This window comes from Klebsiella sp. WOUb02 (assembly GCF_050058015.1).
Taxonomy (GTDB): domain Bacteria; phylum Pseudomonadota; class Gammaproteobacteria; order Enterobacterales; family Enterobacteriaceae; genus Klebsiella.
In genome coordinates this window covers 571,078-590,272 of the sequence record NZ_CP170110.1, presented here as the reverse complement: position 1 = coordinate 590,272, position 19,195 = coordinate 571,078, and the positions used below count along the sequence as shown (strand labels likewise).

Sequence of the window (19,195 nt, the reverse complement as noted above, 5' to 3'; positions counted from 1 at the left end):
TAAATCATACTATCACTGCGCCCAGTCAGGCTTGTTTAAAATATGGTCCTGCCAGTCGTTAACGGTGGACTCTTTCACCGCAATATGGCGTACGGAAATGCGCTCGCCGTGCATCGCCGCCTTTGACCCGGTCAGCAGCGGATGCCAGTGCGGCAGCGGCTTGCCCTCCGCCAGCAGGCGATAGGCGCAGGTTGGCGGCAGCCACTCAAAGGTCGGCAGGTTGTCTCGCGTGAGCTTGATGCAGTCCGGCTCATACTCGAAGCGTCGTTCATAGTTACGACACTGGCAGGTTTTAATATTTAACTGACGGCAGGCGACGTTAGTAAAATAGATTTCGTCAGTATCCTCATCCATCAGCTTATGCAGGCAGCACTGTCCGCAGCCGTCGCACAGTGATTCCCACTCCGCATCGGCCATTTGCTCCAGCGTTTTGTGTTGCCAGAAGGGTTGTTCGCTCATAGGGATGTCCGTCATTGCAATTCAGGGTGCACCTTATAACCAGTCTGGCACGCCGATGCAAGTTTTGCCGCCTCGAGAGGCGGCAAGAGAGCGTTACAGCACGCGGGTCGACAAGGTGAAACCGTTAAAACCCACCTCCAGCTCGTCGCCGCTGTTTAGCGGGCCGACGCCTTCCGGGGTGCCGGTCAGCACCACGTCGCCGGCCTTCAGGGTAAAGAAGCGCGACATATAGGCAATCAGCGGCACGATTTTATGGATCATATCGGCGGTGGTGCCCTGCTGGCGAACGGCGCCGTTCACCTTCAGGCTCAGCGCCGTGTTCTGCGGGTCGCCGTGGAACTCGGCTGCGGGGATAAAACCGGAGATCGGGCAGGAGTTGTCGAACCCCTTAGCCTTCTCCCACGGCTGGCCGGCTTTTTTCATTTTGCCCTGCAGGTCGCGCAGGGTCAGATCCAGCGCCACGCCGTAGCCCGCGATCGCTTTAAGCACGTGCTCTTCGGTCGCATGGCGCAGCGTGCTGCCAATCAGCACCGCCAGCTCCACTTCGTGATGCACCGATCCCAGCCCCTCAGGAAACACCAACGGCTGACGGATATCGCATAACGCCGTCTCAGGTTTAATAAACAGCACCGGTTCTTCCGGCGTCGCACTGCCCATTTCCTTGATGTGGTTTGCATAGTTGCTGCCCACGCAAACGACCTTGCTTACCGGAAAATCCAGTAATGCTCCCTGCCAGTTATGATGTTGGTACATTATTTCCCCTTAGTGGGTGAATCACAGTGATACCCTTTTATCAGGCCGCCCCGGCGTGAACGACGTTCCCCTGCCGGCAGCCTGAATTTTTTAAGGATTATTCCCCTGTTCCGCCAGGTGTTTCTTGAGTAAATTCTCAGGCGGTGGCGGAAGCTGCAGATAATAGCCCTGATCGCTCAATGCCTGTTTGACTTTTTCCAGGTCAGCGCCGACCAGTTTTTTACGCCCGTCGAGCGGCAGCAGCATGGTCATTTTCGGCGTGCCGAAGCTGCTCATTAATTCAGGGGGCACGCGTGAGAAATCGTCCTTTTTTTCGACATATAAATAGGTTTGCTCACGTTTAGTACTTCGATAGATCACACAAAACATAGTTTTACCCGGAATTAAACTCGTGGTCACTTGCCTCAATATATGAGTGACTATAACATGCCTTTTAGTCTTCGGAATATCACCGCACTTCGGCGGGTGATAAACAGCAAATTGAGTAAGGCCAGGATGTCAAATACGCCAATCGAACTTAAGGGCAGTAGCTTCACCTTATCTGTCGTTCATTTGCACGACGCAAATCCCGAGGTTATTCGTCAGGCGTTAGAAGACAAAATCGCCCAGGCTCCCGCTTTTTTACGTCACGCCCCGGTGGTTGTGAATATTAGCAGCATCGAAAACGTCGTCGACTGGCGCGCCATGCAGGAGGCTATCGCCGCCACCGGTTTACGCGTTATCGGCGTGAGCGGCTGCAAAGCCCCGCGGCTGAAAACGGAAATCGACCGCACCGGGATCCCTTTACTCACGGAAGGGAAAGAGAAAATGCCCCGTCAGGCGCCGCCGGAACCGGTCGTCGCCCCGCCAGTTGTTAATCAGATCACAAAAACGCGTTTGATTGACCAGCCGGTACGTTCCGGTCAGCGCATTTATGCGCCAAACTGTGATCTAATTGTTACAAATCATGTGAGTGCCGGCGCGGAACTTATCGCCGACGGTAATATCCATGTATATGGTATGATGCGCGGTCGTGCACTCGCGGGCGCAGGCGGCGACAGGGAAGTGCAAATATTTTGTTCGCACCTCACGGCGGAGCTGGTGTCCATCGCTGGGGAATACTGGCTGAGTGATAATATCCCGGCCGAATTTTATGGCAAAGCGGCGCGTCTGCGTCTGGGCGATAACGCTTTGACTATTCAACCGTTGAGTTAGTCCCTTTTTAACAAGGAATTTCTATGGCACGCATTATTGTTGTGACTTCGGGTAAAGGGGGCGTCGGCAAGACCACCTCCAGCGCGGCCATCGCTACTGGCTTGGCCCAGAAGGGAAAGAAGACCGTCGTTATCGACTTCGACATTGGCCTGCGTAACCTTGACCTGATCATGGGCTGCGAGCGCCGGGTGGTTTATGACTTCGTTAACGTTATTCAGGGTGACGCCACGCTGAATCAGGCGTTAATCAAAGATAAGCGCACCGAAAACCTCTACATCCTCCCCGCTTCCCAGACGCGTGATAAAGATGCGCTGACCCGCGAAGGCGTAGACAAGGTTCTGCAAGAACTGAAGAAAATGGATTTCGATTTTGTTGTCTGCGATTCACCTGCGGGCATCGAAACCGGCGCGCTGATGGCGCTGTACTTCGCTGACGAAGCCATCATCACCACTAACCCGGAAGTCTCCTCCGTTCGTGACTCCGACCGCATCCTCGGTATTCTTGCGTCCAAATCCCGCCGCGCGGAAAATGGCGAAGAGCCGATTAAAGAGCATCTGCTGCTGACCCGCTACAACCCAGGTCGCGTCAATAAAGGCGACATGCTGAGTATGGAAGACGTGCTGGAAATCCTGCGTATCAATCTGGTAGGCGTGATCCCGGAAGATCAGTCCGTGCTGCGCGCGTCGAACCAGGGTGAGCCGGTTATTCTGGATGATTCATCGGACGCCGGTAAGGCCTATGCCGACACCGTCGAACGTCTGCTCGGAGAAGAACGTCCTTTCCGCTTCATTGAAGAAGAGAAGAAAGGTTTCCTCAAACGCCTGTTCGGAGGATAAATTATGGCATTACTCGACTTTTTTCTCTCGCGGAAAAAGAACACGGCCAACATTGCGAAAGAGCGCCTGCAAATCATCGTCGCGGAGCGACGTCGCGGCGATGCTGAACCGCATTACCTGCCGCAGCTACGAAAAGATATTCTGGAAGTGATCTGTAAGTATGTGCAGATCGACCCGGAAATGGTCAGCGTGCAGCTGGAGCAGCGAGACGGTGATATTTCGATTCTGGAGTTGAACGTGACTTTACCAGAAACGGAAGAGTCGAAATCCTGACGCCGCCTCCTCCCGATAGCCTTGCGCTATCGGGCCAGTTTGCGGCATAGCCCGGAGATGCCCCCCGGGCTATTTGCCGTGGCCTAGCGCGGATATTCGCTTAACAGCGCCCGCAGGCGATCGGTCATCAGCTCGCTACGCCAGCCGGAAATCAGCTCCGGCAGCGCGTTGCCGCTCTTCAGCTGCCAGTGCCAGTTCAGCAGCTGGTTAATCTGCCGTCTGGACGCCAGCAGCTCGGCGCTCAGCCCCGTTTCGCTGCTCACCTCCTGTACCAGCGCTTTAATCTCTTTAAACACCTTGCGGTATCCCGGCATATCGATCAGGTTTTGCAGCGGTTCAGGCAATGCCTCTTCCGGCAGCTCCTGCGCTTTCGCCACCAGGCTTATCAGCGTCTTGCCGTGGAAGCGAATTTCACTCCCGGATAGCCCGAGGCTATCAAGCTCGCCGAGGCTACCGGGCATATAGCGCGCCACGCTCCACAGATGCTCTTCACGGACGACAAAATTGACCGCCATGTCGCGATCGCGCGCTTTGCGCAGGCGCCACTCTGCCAGCAGCTGCAGGCAGCCGAGCTGGCGGGTGCGCAGCTGCCAGGCGTTGCCGATATCGCGCCACGCCTGCGCAGGATCCTGCACCTCCTGGCGGCGCTGCTGCATCAGGCGGCACTCATCCAGCGCGGCGGGCAGCCAGCCGGCCGCCTCCGTTTCGGCCATCAGCCTGCTGGCGATGGGCAGCAGATACCAGACGTCCGCCGCGGCGTAGTCGCACTGCCGCTCGGTCAGCGGACGGGCCAGCCAGTCGGTACGCGATTCGCTCTTATCCAGCGCCACGCCGGAATACTCCTCGACCATCGAGGCAAAGCCCCATGACATCGGGCGGCCGCAGAACGCCGCCAGAATTTGGGTATCAATCAGCGGCTGCGGCATCAGGCTAAAGGTGTTGAGGAACACTTCCAGATCTTCGCTGCCGGCGTGGAGGTATTTGGTGACGCTTTGATTCAGCAGCAGTTCACGCATCGGCGCCCAATCGGTGATTTCCAGCGGATCGATGAGCGAAACCTGCTCGCCGTCAAACAGCTGCAGCAGTCCCAGCTGCGGATAATAGGTGCGGGTGCGGACAAATTCCGTATCCAGCGCAACCGCCGCTGCCGCGCTTGCCGCTTCACAGACGGCGCGAAGGCCGTCGTTGGTGGTAATCATCTGATAGTTCAAATCATGCTCTCTTAACTGGCGCCCATAAAAAACGCCGGCTTGGCCGGCGTCTGGCGATTCACTCTTAGCTCAGGCTTTATTGTCTACTTTAGCGCGAGCTTCGTCACGAAGTTCTCGCCGTAAAATTTTTCCGACGTTCGATTTTGGCAACTCATCACGAAACTCAACCAGCTTGGGAACCTTATAGCCGGTCAGCTGGCGACGGCAGAAGGCGATCAGCGCCTCTTCGCTCAGGGACGCCTCTTTCCTGACGACAAAAATCTTCACCGCTTCGCCGCTGCTGCCGGACGGTACGCCGACCGCCGCCACTTCCTGAACCCCGGAGTGCTGCATCACCACGTCTTCAATTTCATTGGGGTAGACGTTAAATCCGGAGACCAGAATCATATCTTTTTTACGATCGACAATCCGCAGGAAGCCATCGTCGTCCATCACCGCGATATCGCCGGTGTGCAGCCAGCCGTCTTTGATGATTTCCGCGGTGGCGTCCGGGCGCTGCCAGTAGCCGAGCATCACCTGCGGGCCTTTCACGCACAGCTCGCCCGGTTGGCCCGGCGCGACTTCGTTATCGTCATCGTCCACCAGCTTCGCTTCGGTCGACGGCACGGGCAGCCCGATGCTTCCGCTGTGGTAGTCAATATCGTGCGGGTTGACGCTGACCAGCGGCGCGCACTCGGTCAGGCCGTAGCCCTCCAGCAGATACTGTCCGGTGAGCTTCACCCAGCGTTCGGCCACAACCTGCTGGACCGGCATCCCGCCGCCGGCGGAGAGGTGCAGCGTGGAGAAATCGAGCTGCTGAAACTCTTTGTTATTCAGCAGCGCGTTAAACAGGGTATTGACCCCGGTCATCGCGGTAAACGGATATTTAGCCAGCTCCTTCACCAGCCCCGGAATATCCCGCGGGTTAGTAATCAGCAGGTTCTGTCCGCCAAGCTCAATAAACAGCAGGCAGTTCATAGTCAGCGCAAAAATGTGGTACAGCGGTAAAGCCGTCACCACCAGACTCTTTGCCCCGGTGCAGCAGCGGCCCGTAGGTGGCGTTGACCTGTTCAAGGTTGGCCAGCATATTGCGATGGGTCAGCATGGCCCCTTTCGCCACGCCGGTTGTACCGCCGGTGTACTGCAGGAACGCCAGATCTTCGCAGACGATTTCCGGCTTGACGTACTGCATCCGGTAGCCGTGCTGCAGCGCGCTACGGAACGAAATGGCGTCAGGCAGATGATATTTTGGCACCAGCCGCTTGATGTACTTGACGACGAAGTTAACCAGGGTGCCTTTCGCCGTCGACAGCTGATCGCCCATGCGCGTCAGGATAACGTGCCGGACCTGGGTTTTATCGACCACCTTCTCCAGGGTATGCGCAAAGTTTGAGACGATCACAATCGCCGCGGCGCCGCTATCGTTGAGCTGGTGCTCGAGCTCGCGCGGCGTATACAGTGGGTTGACGTTAACGACGATCATCCCGGCGCGCAGGATCCCGAACAGCGCAATGGGGTACTGCAGCAGGTTAGGCATCATCAGCGCCACGCGATCGCCCTTTTGCAGCCCCAGCCCCTGCTGAAGGTAAGCGGCGAAGGCGCGGCTGCGCTCCTCCAGCTTACGGTAGGTCATCACCTCGCCCATGTTGATAAACGCCGGCTGGTCGGCATAGCACGCGGCGGCGTGCTCAAACAGTTCCACCAGGGATTGATAGCGGTCAGGGTTTATCTCCGCAGGAACATCGGCGGGATAACGGTTTAGCCAAACCTTTTTCACTGCATCACCTCTGAAATAGTTATTCGTCGTCATCACACCCCCTGATCAACAAACATTCTGTTAACATTATATTAACTCAGCGTACCAGTTTATTAATTAGGCGTTTTGCAGGTTGCGAAGCGCGTCACTATTTATTTTTCTTATCAGACCAGAAACAAAGAAACAGCGGACTGGCCGCTGTTTCTTTTAGCTTTCAAATAGCTTATAAAAACCGCAAAATCATTCGGTTACCACATTTCTGACTTCCGCAGGGCCGGGATTATACCAGCCCCAGCCGCCGTAGCCCCACGGGGATGGGCCGTAGCCCCAGCGACGCGGACCGTACATCCACGGGTCAATCGGCTGCGGCGGCATAACCACCTGCTGCACAACGTTCCAGCGCTTATAGCCGATGACGTTCATCTGCATAAACTTGTACGGCGTGCCGCCGACCTTGCCGTCGACGGCGCCGGTAATCGGACCGACCACCGTCACCAACTGACCGCGGAAGTCGACCGGGTCGAGGAAGCCGTTAACGTCGGCGAAAATACGCCCGCGCGAAGGCTCGCCCAGCTCCGGCCGGGCGGCGCTATCCAGCGGCACCGTGGCGATTTCTAAGCGGGTTTTGCCCTGCTGATTCATGATGTTGACCACTTTGCCGCCAAAGCGTGCTTCCTGACCAACGTACAGACTGCGGTGCGGCCATCACCTGCACTAAATCCTGCTGCGGCGTCGGGGTTGAGCCTTTGATGGCATCCGGTACCGAAAGGCAGCCGCTTAACGCGGCGGCAACGGCCCCCGCCAACAGCCAACGCACTACTTTTTTTGTTTGACCCGCCATGATGCGACTCCTTATCTCAGTCTTATTGCTTACTGAGATTCATCCTCGGCCAGGAAGTTTCTTCCAGGCCACTTCGTTACGCAAATAAACCGGCTCGGCGTGCTCTACGGCCACGGTTTTGCCGACGGCAAGCAGATGACAGGCCAGCGGCAGCATATCTTCCGCCGCCGGCAGCACAACTTCGCCGTCGCTTAAGGTCAGCGCGGAGTCCTTCGCCAGGTCGGGCCACGCCGCCCAGCCGGTACCAACGGTGGCCCAGCTTCCCGTCAGCTGCTGCAGGCGTGCGCTGGCGGCCTCCGGCTTAAGGACCGCTTCGCTCTCTTCGCCGTGCCACACGCCCTGCTCGTCGCGCTGATACTCCGCCCAGTAAACCTCCCCCATGCGGGCATCAATGGCGGCCAGCACGCGGGTGGCGCCGGTTTTGCGCCATGCGCCCTGCGCCATAGCGGCCAGCGTAGAAACGCCGATCATCGGCAGTTCGGCGCCGAGCGCCAGGCCCTGGGCGATGCCGATGCCGATGCGCACGCCGGTAAAGCTGCCCGGCCCGCGGCCGAACGCCAGCGCATCCAGGTCGGTCAGCAGGACGTTGCTTTCGTTAAGGACATCCTGCACCAGGGGCAGAATACGTTGCGTATGTTCGCGGGGGCAGATTTCGAAATGTGCACAAAGGGTGCCATCATTCCACAGCGCCGCGGAGCAGGCCTCCGTGGCGGTATCGATAGCCAAAATTCGCATGAGTTGTCGCGCTCTCGCTTTAGCAGATTGACAAAATGGCGCGCAGTTTATCACATTTTACGTCGGATCACCGCCCCGGCGGCACGGCGAGGAAGCGCACCGCCCGGCGGATATCGCGGGTTCGCGGCGCCGGGGGCAGGCTGGCGAGGAATACCGCGCCGTAGGGGCGCATCACCAGCCGGTTATCGCAAATGACCAGCACGCCGCGGTCGTCAATATCGCGGATCAGGCGCCCCACCCCCTGCTTGAGGGTGATCACCGCATCCGGCAGTTGCACCTCGTCGAACGGGTCGCCGCCGCGCAGCCGGCAGTCTTCCATGCGCGCTTTCAGCAGCGGATCGTCGGGAGAGGTGAAGGGAAGCTTGTCGATAATCACCAAAGAGAGCGCATCGCCGCGCACGTCAACCCCTTCCCAGAAGCTGCTGGTCGCCACCAGCAGCGCGTTGCCGGCGCTGACGAACTGCTGCAGCAGACTGTCCTTTGCTGGTCTCCCCCTGCAGGAGAACCGGCAGCGTCATGGTGGCGCGGAACTGCTCCGCCAGATCGCGCATCATGGCGTGGGAGGTGCACAGCATAAAGCAGCGCCCGTCGTTAGCCTCAATTAGCGGCTTAAGCATCGCGGCCAGATGACGCGCCGCGCCGGGCTGATTCGGCAGCGGCAGATTGCGCGGCACGCAGAGCAGCGTCTGGTGCGCATAATCAAACGGGCTGGGCAGCAGCAGCGACTCGGCCTCTTCGATACCGAGGCGAGAGGTAAAGTGGCGCAGATCGTCATTCACCGACAGCGTTGCTGAGGTGAAAATCCAGCTGCCGGACTTTTGCGCCATCACTTCTTTAAACTTTTCGGCGACGGTCAGCGGGGTCAGGGCCAGCGTAAAGTGGCGCGAGGTGCACTCGTACCAGTAGCTGAAGCCCGGCTGGTTAATCTCCTTCAGCCGCTTCAGCCGCGCACGGTAGACCGTCGCCCGCTCAAAGGCGGCATCCAGCAGCGCGGAGCGGCCAAGGGAGAGTTTCGCCACGTCGTAGCACAGACTCCAGGGCGTCATCGAGCAGCAGCAGCGCGCGCTGGATATGGCTCTCGGCCAGCAGGTCGCGCAGGTTGCCGCGATAGCCCGGCTCTCCGAGCTGCAGGCGAAAATCCTGCGCGCTCTGGGCCAGACGATCGGCACACTTTTGCAGCTGCTGGGTATCTTTCAGCTCGGTGCGATAGGCAATGGTGATGTCTTTCGCCAGGTCCTGCAGCTGACGGCTGGAGAGCGACTGGCCAAAATAGTGGCTGGCGATATCCGGCAACTGATGCGCTTCATCGAAGATCATCACCTCCGCTTCGGGGATGAGCTCGGCGAAGCCGCTCTCTTTCACCACCATATCGGCGAGGAACAGGTGATGGTTGACCACCACCACGTCGGCATCCATCGCCTTTTTGCGCGCCTTGACCACGAAACAGTCTTTATACAGCGGGCAATCGCTGCCGAGGCAGTTGTCGTTGGTGCTGGTGACCAGCGGCCAGGCCTGGGAGTCTTCCGCCACGCTGACGCAGGTGCTGACGTCACCGTCGATGGTTTGGTTGGACCACGATCGCAGCAGGATGACATCGCTCAGAATTTGCACCGGCAGATCGCCCCCGGCCAGCGCCTGCTGCTCAAGACGCTCGAGGCACAGGTAGTTCGACCGCCCTTTCAACAGCGCCAGCTTGCCGGTATATTTCAGCGCTTTAGCCACGGTGGGCAGGTCGCGGCTGTAGAGCTGATCCTGAAGCGCCTTCGAGCCGGTGGAGATAATCACCTTTTTGTTGGCCCGCAGCGCGGGCGCCAGGTAGGCGTAGGTTTTACCGGTTCCGGTCCCTGCTTCGACCACCAGAGGCCGCGTTTCCTCAATAGCCTGCGTCACCGCCGCCGCCATCTGGCGCTGCGGCTCGCGCGGTTTGAATCCCGGAATCGCGTTGGCCAACTGGCCGTCTGCTGCAAAATCGTCGATCACAATGCCCCCTGGTTATTTGGACAGTGATTATGTCAGGGAGGAGGTCTTTTCACCAGCCCGGGTAGTGACGCGGGCGGAACATTATGGCAGTCTTGCCCCCGTCAAATGGATATACCCGTCGTCTTTCGGGCGTTTTCCGCGCCGGTTCCGCCGGCAAAGCCGCCTGAAATTCATTGGATAGAGAGGAAACTGAAATGACTATTACGCGTATCGATGCCGAAGCCCGCTGGTCTGATGTGGTGATCCACAACCAGACGCTTTACTACACCGGCGTGCCGGCAAATCTCGACGCGGGCGCTGAAGAGCAAACCGCCAATACTCTGGCACAGATTGACGCGGTGCTTGAGAAACAGGGTAGCAACAAATCGCGTATTCTCGACGCCACCATTTTCCTTGCGGACAAAAGCGATTTTGCCGCGATGAACAGAGCCTGGGACGCCTGGGTTGTTGCCGGTCATGCGCCGGTTCGCTGCACCGTGCAGGCCGCGCTGATGAAAGCAGAATACAAGGTCGAAATTAAAATTATCGCCGCCGTCTGATTACGCGTCTTCGCTTTCGTCGTCGTCATCTTCAAAGCGCGCTACGATCCGGTCGCCGGTATGCGTGGCGCGCAGTTCGTTGGCCACCAGGCTAATCGCCTCACCGCTGCTCATCCCCTGCGACATCAGCTCCTGGATACGCTCGACCGCTTTTTGCTGTTGCTCGTGGCTCAGCGAAGGTAAACCTGCAAACATAACTCACTCCTGCTACATTGTGGGGCGTAATTATTTCACGCCGCCCCCTTATTAGCCAGCGGGCGGTAACGATCAGGATCGAGGAAGATGTTGTCCCCCGCTATTATTACCCTGCCCTGGCATCCGGATGCCGCCGAGCGCTACTTTGCGCCGCTAAGCGCAGCGCCCTGGGCGATGCTGCTGCATTCAGGCTTTGCCGATCATCCGCATAACCGTTTTGATATTATGGTGGCCGAACCGCTTGCAACGCTGACTACCCGCGGCGGCATCACCACGGTGAGCGACGGCCAAACGCTGACGACCTCCGCCGACGATCCGCTAAAAATAGTGGCGCAGCGGCTGGCGCAGTGCGGACTAGCGTCGCAGGCCCATCCGCACCTGCCGTTCCTTGGCGGCGCGCTGGGGCTATTCGGCTACGATCTGGGGCGCCGCTTCGAAAACCTGCCGTCGCAGGCCGAGGCGGATATTGCGCTGCCGGATATGGCGGTCGGCATTTATGACTGGGCGCTGATCGTCGATCACCAGCGCAGTGAAGTCTCGCTGCTGAGCTACGGCGATCCCCATGCGCGGTTGCAGTGGCTGACGGCGCAATCGACCCCGGCGGCGGCCCCTTTTAGCCTGACCTCGGCCTGGCGCTCGAATATGAGCCGCCAGCAGTACGGCGAGAAATTTCGCCAGGTGCAGGCGTGGCTACAGAGCGGCGATTGCTACCAGGTCAACCTGGCCCAGCGCTTCCAGGCCCGCTATCAGGGCGACGAGTGGCAGGCATTTTGCCAGCTTAATCGCGCCAACCGGGCCCCGTTTAGCGCCTTTCTCCGCCTCGAGGAGGGCGCGGTGCTGAGCCTCTCTCCGGAGCGTTTTATTCAGCTTCATCAGGGCGAAATCCAGACCCGGCCGATTAAAGGCACCCTGCCGCGGCTGGCCGATCCGCAGCAGGATGCCCGCCAGGCGGAAAAGCTGGCTCACTCGCCGAAGGATCGCGCTGAAAATCTGATGATCGTCGACCTGATGCGCAACGATATTGGCCGGGTTGCCGAGCCCGGCAGCGTGCGCGTGCCGGAGCTCTTCGTCGTCGAACCCTTCCCGGCGGTCCACCATCTGGTCAGCACCATTACCGCCAGGCTACCGGCCCATCTTCACGCCAGCGACCTGCTGCGCGCGGCGTTTCCCGGCGGTTCCATTACCGGCGCCCCCAAGGTTCGCGCCATGCAAATTATCGACCAGCTGGAGCCGCAGCGGCGCAACGCGTGGTGTGGCAGCATCGGCTATCTCAGCCTGTGCGGCAATATGGACACCAGCATTACGATCCGCACGCTGACGGCCTGGCAGGGACAGCTATACTGCTCTGCGGGCGGCGGGGTTGTCGCGGATAGCGAAGAAGACGCCGAATACCAGGAAACGTTTGATAAGGTTAACCGCATTCTGCAACAACTGGAGAGCTAGGATATGGCGGATAGCGCCCTTGAGCTGGACGACTTTCTTTCACGCTTTCAATTACTGCGCCCGCAGCCTTCGCAAAGCGCCCTGAACCAGCGCCAGGCCGCGGTGCTGGTGCCGATCGTCCGTCGCCCGCAGCCGGGGCTGCTGCTCACCCAGCGCTCGCCGCGACTGCGCAAGCACGCCGGGCAGGTGGCCTTCCCGGGCGGCGCGGTCGATAACAGCGACGCGACGCTGATTGCCGCCGCGCTCCGGGAGGCGCAGGAAGAGGTGGCCATTCCTCCTGAACTGGTGGAGATCATCGGCGTCCTGCCGCCGGTGGATAGCGTGACCGGCTTTCAGGTGACCCCGGTAGTGGGGATTATTCCGCCAAATCTGCGCTATCACGCCAGCCAGGATGAAGTGGCGGCGGTCTTCGAAATTCCGCTGGCCGAAGCGCTGCGCCTGGGCCGCTATCATCCGCTGGACGTCCATCGCCGCGGGAACTCGCATCGGGTCTGGCTTTCGTGGTATCAGCATTATTTTGTCTGGGGAATGACCGCGGGGATTATCCGCGAGCTGGCCCTGCAAATCGGCGTCAAACCCTGACGCCTTCGCCGACTTTGCGCAGCCGCCCTGCGGACTGCGCTGCCCCGTCAGACTCCCCCGCGACGCGCTTTTACTGCCCTCTTCTGACGCCCTCATCGGCCATATTATTTAGGGTATATACTTAACTATGACGGCGCTCGCAGCATTAGTAAATTCATGGTTATCCATTAGTTTAATTCATGTGAATAGTTAAGCTGATGCTACGGTTCCCTCTTACACTATGCGCAGTTATCACATCGTTGCCGCAGCCGCGGCAACCCTGTACTGGAGTGTTATGGTGATTAGTATATTCGACATGTTCAAGGTGGGGATTGGTCCCTCATCTTCCCATACTGTAGGGCCGATGAAGGCCGGTAAACAGTTCGTCGATGACCTGGTCGAAAAGGGACTACTTAATGACGTGACGCGCGTGGCGGTTGACGTCTACGGCTCGCTGTCATTAACCGGCAAAGGCCACCACACGGACATCGCCATTATCATGGGGCTGGCGGGCAATCAGCCCGATACGGTCGACATTGACGCGATTCCGGCATTTATTCGCGACGTAGAAGCGCGCGGACGCCTGCTGCTGGCGCAAGGGCAGCAGGAAGTCGACTTCCCGCAGGATGACGGCATGCGTTTTCGCAGCGACAACCTGCCGCTGCACGAAAACGGGATGACGATCCATGCCTGGGCCGGTGACAAAGAGATCTACAGCAAAACCTACTACTCCATCGGCGGCGGTTTTATCGTCGACGAAGAGCATTTCGGCAAAGAGAATGCGGGCGAGCTCAGCGTTCCCTACCCGTTTAAATCGGCGCAGGAGATGCTCGGCTACTGCAAAGAGAGCGGGCTGTCGATCTCCGGGATGGTGATGCACAACGAACTGGCGCTGCACAGCAAAAAAGAGATCGAAGACTATTTTTCCAACGTCTGGCAGACCATGCGCGCCTGCATCGATCGCGGTATGAATACCGAAGGCGTACTGCCCGGGCCGTTGCGCGTACCGCGCCGCGCCTCGGCGCTGCGCCGCCTGCTGGTGGCCAGCGATAAGCTCTCCAGCGACCCGATGAACGTCATTGATTGGGTGAACATGTTTGCCCTCGCCGTCAACGAAGAGAACGCCGCCGGCGGCCGCGTCGTCACCGCCCCGACCAACGGCGCCTGCGGGATTGTGCCCGCGGTGCTGGCCTACTATGACCACTTTATTGAATCGGTCAGCCCTGATATCTATATCCGCTACTTTATGGCGTCCGGCGCCGTGGGCGCGCTGTACAAGATGAACGCCTCTATTTCCGGCGCTGAAGTGGGCTGCCAGGGCGAGGTTGGCGTGGCCTGCTCGATGGCCGCCGCCGGTCTTGCAGAGCTGCTCGGCGCCAGCCCGGAGCAGGTGTGCGTGGCGGCCGAGATCGGGATGGAGCACAATCTTGGCCTCACCTGCGATCCGGTCGCCGGCCAGGTGCAGGTGCCATGCATCGAACGCAACGCCATCGCATCGGTTAAAGCGATTAACTCCGCGCGCATGGCGATGCGCCGCACCAGCGAACCGCGCGTCTCCCTCGATAAAGTTATCGAGACGATGTACGAAACCGGCAAGGATATGAACGCCAAGTATCGCGAGACCTCCCGCGGCGGCCTGGCCATCAAAGTACAGTGTGACTAAAGCATCGCAACGAAATGCGCCCTAACCGGCGCATTTTTCTTCTGCAATTCATTTACATCCACTACACTTACCCTCTGACGATTGATATTCTGAAGGTTACTCAGAGTCGACAGGGTGTCGCGCATGCAGACTGCACATAAAGTCATCACGACATACCGCCGCAAACGTATTGCCGTATGTTTAATTGTTGCGTTGTTAACGCTAACCACCACGCTGGTTATCCGATTTATTTCACAGCGTAGCCTAAATCAGCAGCGGATCCAGACGGTCACCGACCAGATGGTGCTGGCTATGGATAAAATTCTTCTCCCGCTGGAAAACCAGCACCAGTCGATGCTCAATTTCGTCGGCCAGCCGTGCCAGGATGTTCACCTGCCCTTACGCAAGCTTGTGGCCACGCTACAAACGGTGCGGACCATCGCGCTGGTGAAGTCCGGTATTCTTTACTGCTCCAGTATTTATGGCGAACGTAATATTAACCTTCATCAGCGCCAGCCGATGCTGCCGAGCAATCGTCCGCTGCTGGCCTTCTCCACCGATGGTTCGCTGCTGGTCGGCTCGCCGGTATTGATTCAGTGGTATCCAGCATCCCTTCGCGGCGCCGATGGCGTGATGTTGATGATTAATATTGAGTCTGCTGGGGGAGTTAATTCTCAACGCGAAATCACCGTTGATTACCGGTATTGGGCTGCAGGTGGGAGATAGAAGCTTTATTTACGGCCTTGGCCTGGTGGACCGCGACGCCATTCCGGGCGAGCGCATCATTTATCGCCAGAGTTCTTCGCAGTTCCCCTTTACCATCAACGTCAGCGGTCCGGGAGCCACGGCTATCACCCTCAACGACCTGCCCGCCGAGCTGCCGCTGGCGCTGATCCTCAGCCTGTTGATGACCGGCATTGCCTGGCTAACCACCGCCGGCAGGCTCAGCTTCTCCCGGGAAATCAGCCTCGGCATCGCTTCACGTGAGTTCGAGCTTTGGTGCCAGCCGCTGGAGGATCTGCGCAGCCAAAGATGCTGCGGCGTCGAGATACTGCTGCGCTGGAACAATCCGCGTCGGGGCAACATTTCTCCCGACCTCTTTATTCCCATTGCCGAGGGCTACAATCTTATCGTGCCCCTCACCCGCTACGTGATCGCGGAAACCGCGCGCCAGCTCAACCTCTTCCCACAGGAAAAAAACTTTCATATTTCGATCAACGTCGCGGCCCGCCATTTTGCCAACGGCGAGCTGCTGCGCGATCTGCATCACTACTGGTTTAGCGCCCATCCCGTTCAGCAGACTGGTGGTGGAGCTGACAGAACGCGACGTGCTGCAGGATGGCGATAGTCATATGTCCGAACACCTGCATTTCAAAGGCGTCCAGCTGGCAATCGACGATTTCGGTACCGGCAACAGCTCGCTGTCATGGCTGAAAAAACTGCGCCCCGATATCTTAAAAATTGATAAGTCCTTCACCAGCGCTATCGGTATCGACAGCGTCAATTCGACGGTGACGGATATGATTATTGCCCTCGCGCGTCGCCTGGACATCGTCACCATCGCGGAAGGGGTTGAGACCGAGGAGCAGGCGGAGTATCTGCGCAGCCAAGGCGTCGATATCCTGCAGGGGTTTCGCTACGCCCGGCCGATGCCGGTAAACGAATTTCCGCAGTGGCTGGCGGCGCAGGATCGGCCGGCAGGCGCGCGGAACGAATAGCCAATAGCCTGCCGGCCCCTTGAGGAGGCCGGCAGGTGGCGGGATTACTCTTCTTCTTCGTCGTGCTCGTGGCGCGTTTTGACGACGCGGACCAGATCTACGCGGTAGCTGTTGGCCTCAACGATCGTGAACCGCAGCGGCGCCAGTTCAACCACGTCGCCGGTGCGCGGGATATGGCCGTTGACGGCGATGACCAGCCCGGCAACCGTCGCAATATCCTCTTCTTCGTTGACGATATCATCCAGCCCCAGCGTCTGCTGCAGCGCATGGAGATCGGTCGAGCCTTTGATCAGCCAGCCGTCACCATCGGCAACGATCTCTGGCGTCTCATCGGCGTCCGGGAACTCGCCGGCAATCGCCTCCAGCACGTCCAGAGGCGTCACCAGCCCCTGCACCACGCCGAACTCGTTGGTCACCATCACGAAGCTGCCGCGAGCCCTGCGCAGGACGCCCAGCAGATTGATCGGATCCAGGGTTTCCGGAACCACAATCGCCGGCGACGCCGAGGCGAGCGCCGCCACGTTCTCACCGGCCTCCAGGGCCACCAGCATCTCTTTGGCGCGCACGATACCGATGATCTCATCCAGCTCGCCCCGGCACACCGGGAACAGGCTGTGCGGGGAGGAGAGCAGCTGGCGGCGAATCTCATCTTCGCTCTGCTCGGCGTCCACCCAGTCTGATTTCACCGCGCGGCGTCATGATGCCGCGCAGCGAGCGCTGCGCGAGGGTCAGCACGCCGTTAATCATATAGCGCTCTTCTTCGGCAAACGCGCCTTCCGGCACCGGTACCGCAGAAGGCATGTCGCAATCGTGGGTCGCCGGATTTTGCTTACGGCTGCCCATCAGGCGCAGGATCGCATCGGCGGTACGCGCGCGCAGCGGCAGCGTCGACTGATGGCGGATAAAGTTGCGCCGCGCCACCTGGTTGAAGAACTCAATGATGATGGAGAAACCGATCGCGGCGTACAGGTAGCCTTTCGGTATGTGGAAACCAAAGCCTTCAGCCACCAGGCTCAGGCCAATCATCAGCAGGAAGCTAAGGCACAGCACCACCACCGTGGGATGTTGGTTAACGAAATGGGTCAGCGGCTTCGATGCCAGCAGCATCATCATCATCGCAATCACCACCGCCGCCATCATCACCGGGAGGTGATTCACCATCCCCACGGCGGTAATTACGGCATCCAGCGAGAACACGGCATCCAGCACGACGATCTGCAGCACCACCACCCAGAAGCTGGCGTACCCTTTACCATGACCGGCATCGTGCTGGCGGTTTTCCAGCCGCTCGTGCAGTTCGGTCGTCGCCTTGAACAGCAAGAATATCCCACCCAGCAGCATAATAAGATCGCGCCCGGAGAAGGAGAAATCAGCGATGCTGAACAGCGGTTTGGTTAAGGTCACCATCCATGAAATAACCGACAGCAGCCCCAGACGCATGAACAGCGCCAGCGACAGGCCAATCAGACGCGCTTTATCACGCTGCTTTGGCGGCAGCTTATCCGCAAGGATGGCGATAAATACCAGGTTGTCGATACCGAGCACGATCTCAAGGACGACCAGCGTCAACAGGCCGATCCAAATAGAGGGATCCATTAAGAATTCCATGAGTTGCTCCAGTTAACGACGGGTGCAGTCATCGCGATGTCATGCGCAGGCGAGACTATTATTGTTGGTAAAAAAGCGTAGCAGGTAGATGTGGCAGCAAAGTGCCCAAAGGTGAAAAGACGTCGATGAGGGTCCATACGGCGGGCTATGCCCTATACTCCTGAGTAGTTAAACGGAAGCTAAACATAGCAAAAAACGGAGCCAGATTGGAAAAAAATTTACCTGTTTTTGCAATAGCTAAGGCTATTTTTTGCGCCGCGAATTTATTATTCGTAGATGCGTGATTTACGGATCTTCATCACATTAATTATTTTTTCACTATCTAAAATAATTCGCTGTAGTGATTATTTTAGATCTTACACCCTAACTGAATCGATTTTGTCCGCAAGAGTGATTCAGGATGTATCACAACAGATGATGCATTCACCATAATAAGGAGGTAGCAAGTGACGATTGCTATTGTAATAGGCACACATGGTTGGGCTGCAGAACAGCTGCTGAAGACGGCGGAAATGCTGTTGGGCGAGCAGGAAAACGTTGGCTGGATTGATTTCGTTCCCGGTGAAAACGCCGAAACGCTGATCGAGAAGTACAACGCACAGGCTGGCGAAGCTGGACACGACTAAAGGCGTGTTGTTTCTCGTCGATACATGGGGAGGCAGCCCGTTCAACGCAGCGAGCCGCATTGTCGTCGATAAAGAGCGCTACGAAGTCATCGCCGGCGTTAACATTCCCATGCTGGTTGAAACGCTGATGGCCCGTGACGACGATCCGTCGTTCGACGAGCTGGTGGCGTTAGCGGTGGAAACCGGTCGCGAAGGCGTCAAGGCGCTGAAAGCGAAAGCGGTAGAAAAAGCGGCTCCGGCTCCCGTTCAGGCGGCAGCGCCGCGCGCGGCAACCCCAGCTAAACCAATGGGTCCAAACGATTACATGGTTATCGGCCTGGCGCGTATCGACGATCGTCTGATTCACGGTCAGGTAGCGACCCGCTGGACCAAAGAAACCAACGTCACCCGTATTATTGTCGTCAGCGATGAAGTCGCCGCCGACACCGTACGCAAAACGTTGCTCACCCAGGTTGCACCTCCGGGCGTCACCGCCCACGTTGTTGATGTGGCTAAAATGATCCGCGTCTACAACAACCCAAAATACGCCGGCGAGCGCATTATGCTGCTGTTCACTAACCCAACTGACGTTGAGCGCGTTGTTGACGGTGGCGTGAAGATCACCACCGTTAACATCGGCGGCATGGCTTTCCGCCAGGGTAAAACGCAGGTGAACAACGCGATTTCGGTCGATGAGAAAGATATTGAAGCGTTCAACAAGCTGAACGCCCGCGGTATCGAACTGGAAGCACGCAAAGTGTCCACCGACCAGAAACTGAAAATGATGGACCTGATCGCTAAGGTTAATAAATAACCCTGCGCTCACGCCTGACTTTTCAACTTAAGACTTAATCAACAGGAGAAGTA

General features: G+C 58.2%; 13 protein-coding genes and 6 pseudogenes. 9 read left to right on the top strand and 10 right to left on the bottom strand.

Features of this window, described 5'->3' with window-relative positions; translation table 11 throughout:
- Nucleotides 1–12: 12 nt before the first annotated feature.
- From ABOC21_RS09520 to ABOC21_RS09510, 3 genes are all read right to left on the bottom strand, one after another.
- Nucleotides 13–459, bottom strand: a complete 447-nt coding sequence (locus tag ABOC21_RS09520; RefSeq protein ID WP_426814369.1) for a YcgN family cysteine cluster protein — start codon at nt 457–459, stop codon at nt 13–15.
- 93 nt (nt 460–552) lie between these two features.
- A complete protein-coding gene (locus ABOC21_RS09515) occupies nt 553–1,212 on the bottom strand; it encodes a fumarylacetoacetate hydrolase family protein (RefSeq protein WP_426814368.1) in 660 nt (219 codons plus the stop codon).
- A gap of 90 nt (nt 1,213–1,302) precedes the next feature.
- Complete coding sequence (locus ABOC21_RS09510) at nt 1,303–1,581, bottom strand: YcgL domain-containing protein (RefSeq protein ID WP_426815455.1); 279 nt, start codon at nt 1,579–1,581, stop codon at nt 1,303–1,305.
- A 126-nt stretch (nt 1,582–1,707) separates the two neighbouring features.
- Between ABOC21_RS09510 and minC the strand changes: the two genes are divergently transcribed.
- From minC to minE, 3 genes are read left to right on the top strand one after another with little or no spacing between them, the layout of a single operon-like run.
- Complete coding sequence (gene minC / locus ABOC21_RS09505) at nt 1,708–2,406, top strand: septum site-determining protein MinC (RefSeq protein ID WP_426815454.1); 699 nt, start codon at nt 1,708–1,710, stop codon at nt 2,404–2,406.
- A gap of 23 nt (nt 2,407–2,429) precedes the next feature.
- Nucleotides 2,430–3,242, top strand: a complete 813-nt coding sequence (gene minD, locus ABOC21_RS09500) for a septum site-determining protein MinD (protein WP_426814367.1) — start codon at nt 2,430–2,432, stop codon at nt 3,240–3,242.
- Between the two features lie 3 nt (nt 3,243–3,245).
- The gene (minE, locus tag ABOC21_RS09495; protein WP_002910902.1) at nt 3,246–3,515 is read left to right on the top strand and encodes a cell division topological specificity factor MinE; all 270 of its coding nucleotides are present in this window, start codon (nt 3,246–3,248) and stop codon (nt 3,513–3,515) included.
- An 83-nt stretch (nt 3,516–3,598) separates the two neighbouring features.
- On the opposite strand, the gene rnd is transcribed toward minE, so the two are convergent.
- The 5 genes and pseudogenes from rnd to ABOC21_RS09470 form a co-directional block, all read right to left on the bottom strand.
- Complete coding sequence (gene rnd, locus ABOC21_RS09490) at nt 3,599–4,714, bottom strand: ribonuclease D (RefSeq protein WP_426815453.1); 1,116 nt, start codon at nt 4,712–4,714, stop codon at nt 3,599–3,601.
- Between the two features lie 81 nt (nt 4,715–4,795).
- A pseudogene (gene fadD / locus ABOC21_RS09485) lies at nt 4,796–6,482 on the bottom strand (long-chain-fatty-acid--CoA ligase FadD).
- A gap of 219 nt (nt 6,483–6,701) precedes the next feature.
- Nucleotides 6,702–7,302 (bottom strand): annotated as a pseudogene (locus ABOC21_RS09480) (Slp family lipoprotein).
- Nucleotides 7,303–7,341: 39 nt separating this feature from the next.
- Nucleotides 7,342–8,037 (bottom strand): tRNA (adenosine(37)-N6)-threonylcarbamoyltransferase complex dimerization subunit type 1 TsaB, encoded by a 696-nt coding sequence (gene tsaB / locus ABOC21_RS09475; RefSeq protein ID WP_426814366.1) that lies wholly within the window; start codon nt 8,035–8,037, stop codon nt 7,342–7,344.
- Between the two features lie 67 nt (nt 8,038–8,104).
- Nucleotides 8,105–10,017: pseudogene (locus tag ABOC21_RS09470) on the bottom strand (ATP-dependent DNA helicase).
- A 194-nt stretch (nt 10,018–10,211) separates the two neighbouring features.
- Here ABOC21_RS09470 and ABOC21_RS09465 point away from each other — a divergent pair.
- Nucleotides 10,212–10,556, top strand: coding sequence for a RidA family protein (locus ABOC21_RS09465; RefSeq protein ID WP_041146187.1), 345 nt, complete (start codon nt 10,212–10,214; stop codon nt 10,554–10,556).
- Here ABOC21_RS09465 and ABOC21_RS09460 read toward each other — a convergent pair whose 3' ends face one another.
- Nucleotides 10,557–10,751 carry a YoaH family protein gene (locus ABOC21_RS09460; protein ID WP_426814365.1) on the bottom strand — a complete coding sequence of 65 codons (195 nt, stop codon included), beginning with the start codon at nt 10,749–10,751 and terminating at the stop codon, nt 10,557–10,559. It lies immediately after the preceding gene.
- 87 nt (nt 10,752–10,838) lie between these two features.
- Here ABOC21_RS09460 and pabB point away from each other — a divergent pair, with 87 nt between their 5' ends.
- The 4 genes and pseudogenes from pabB to ABOC21_RS09440 all read left to right on the top strand — a co-directional run bounded on the left by pabB (nt 10,839) and on the right by ABOC21_RS09440 (nt 16,115).
- Nucleotides 10,839–12,194, top strand: coding sequence for an aminodeoxychorismate synthase component 1 (gene pabB / locus ABOC21_RS09455; RefSeq protein WP_426814364.1), 1,356 nt, complete (start codon nt 10,839–10,841; stop codon nt 12,192–12,194).
- Nucleotides 12,195–12,197: 3 nt separating this feature from the next.
- On the top strand, nt 12,198–12,776 hold the full coding sequence (locus ABOC21_RS09450) for a CoA pyrophosphatase (protein ID WP_426814363.1): 579 nt from the start codon (nt 12,198–12,200) through the stop codon (nt 12,774–12,776).
- Nucleotides 12,777–13,053: 277 nt separating this feature from the next.
- Nucleotides 13,054–14,418, top strand: coding sequence for an L-serine ammonia-lyase (gene sdaA, locus ABOC21_RS09445; protein WP_426815452.1), 1,365 nt, complete (start codon nt 13,054–13,056; stop codon nt 14,416–14,418).
- Between the two features lie 123 nt (nt 14,419–14,541).
- Nucleotides 14,542–16,115, top strand: a pseudogene (locus ABOC21_RS09440) (EAL domain-containing protein).
- Nucleotides 16,116–16,159: 44 nt separating this feature from the next.
- Here the strand turns inward: ABOC21_RS09440 and yoaE are convergent.
- A pseudogene (gene yoaE, locus ABOC21_RS09435) lies at nt 16,160–17,723 on the bottom strand (CNNM family cation transport protein YoaE).
- A gap of 446 nt (nt 17,724–18,169) precedes the next feature.
- On the opposite strand from yoaE, the pseudogene manX reads away from it, so the two are divergent.
- Nucleotides 18,170–19,142, top strand: a pseudogene (gene manX / locus ABOC21_RS09430) (PTS mannose transporter subunit IIAB).
- Nucleotides 19,143–19,195 lie beyond the last annotated feature (53 nt).

Bases quoted from the DNA above. Each gene is read 5' to 3' on its own strand.
- pabB (WP_426814364.1), top strand. From the start codon at position 10,839: ATGTTGTCCCCCGCTATTATTACCCTGCCCTGGCATCCGGATGCCGCC.
- ABOC21_RS09450 (WP_426814363.1), top strand. From the start codon at position 12,198: ATGGCGGATAGCGCCCTTGAGCTGGACGACTTTCTTTCACGCTTTCAA.
- rnd (WP_426815453.1), bottom strand. From the start codon at position 4,714: ATGATTACCACCAACGACGGCCTTCGCGCCGTCTGTGAAGCGGCAAGC.
- ABOC21_RS09465 (WP_041146187.1), top strand. From the start codon at position 10,212: ATGACTATTACGCGTATCGATGCCGAAGCCCGCTGGTCTGATGTGGTG.
- ABOC21_RS09515 (WP_426814368.1), bottom strand. From the start codon at position 1,212: ATGTACCAACATCATAACTGGCAGGGAGCATTACTGGATTTTCCGGTA.
- ABOC21_RS09460 (WP_426814365.1), bottom strand. From the start codon at position 10,751: ATGTTTGCAGGTTTACCTTCGCTGAGCCACGAGCAACAGCAAAAAGCG.
- ABOC21_RS09510 (WP_426815455.1), bottom strand. From the start codon at position 1,581: ATGTTTTGTGTGATCTATCGAAGTACTAAACGTGAGCAAACCTATTTA.
- minD (WP_426814367.1), top strand. From the start codon at position 2,430: ATGGCACGCATTATTGTTGTGACTTCGGGTAAAGGGGGCGTCGGCAAG.
- minC (WP_426815454.1), top strand. From the start codon at position 1,708: ATGTCAAATACGCCAATCGAACTTAAGGGCAGTAGCTTCACCTTATCT.
- ABOC21_RS09520 (WP_426814369.1), bottom strand. From the start codon at position 459: ATGAGCGAACAACCCTTCTGGCAACACAAAACGCTGGAGCAAATGGCC.
- minE (WP_002910902.1), top strand. From the start codon at position 3,246: ATGGCATTACTCGACTTTTTTCTCTCGCGGAAAAAGAACACGGCCAAC.
- tsaB (WP_426814366.1), bottom strand. From the start codon at position 8,037: ATGCGAATTTTGGCTATCGATACCGCCACGGAGGCCTGCTCCGCGGCG.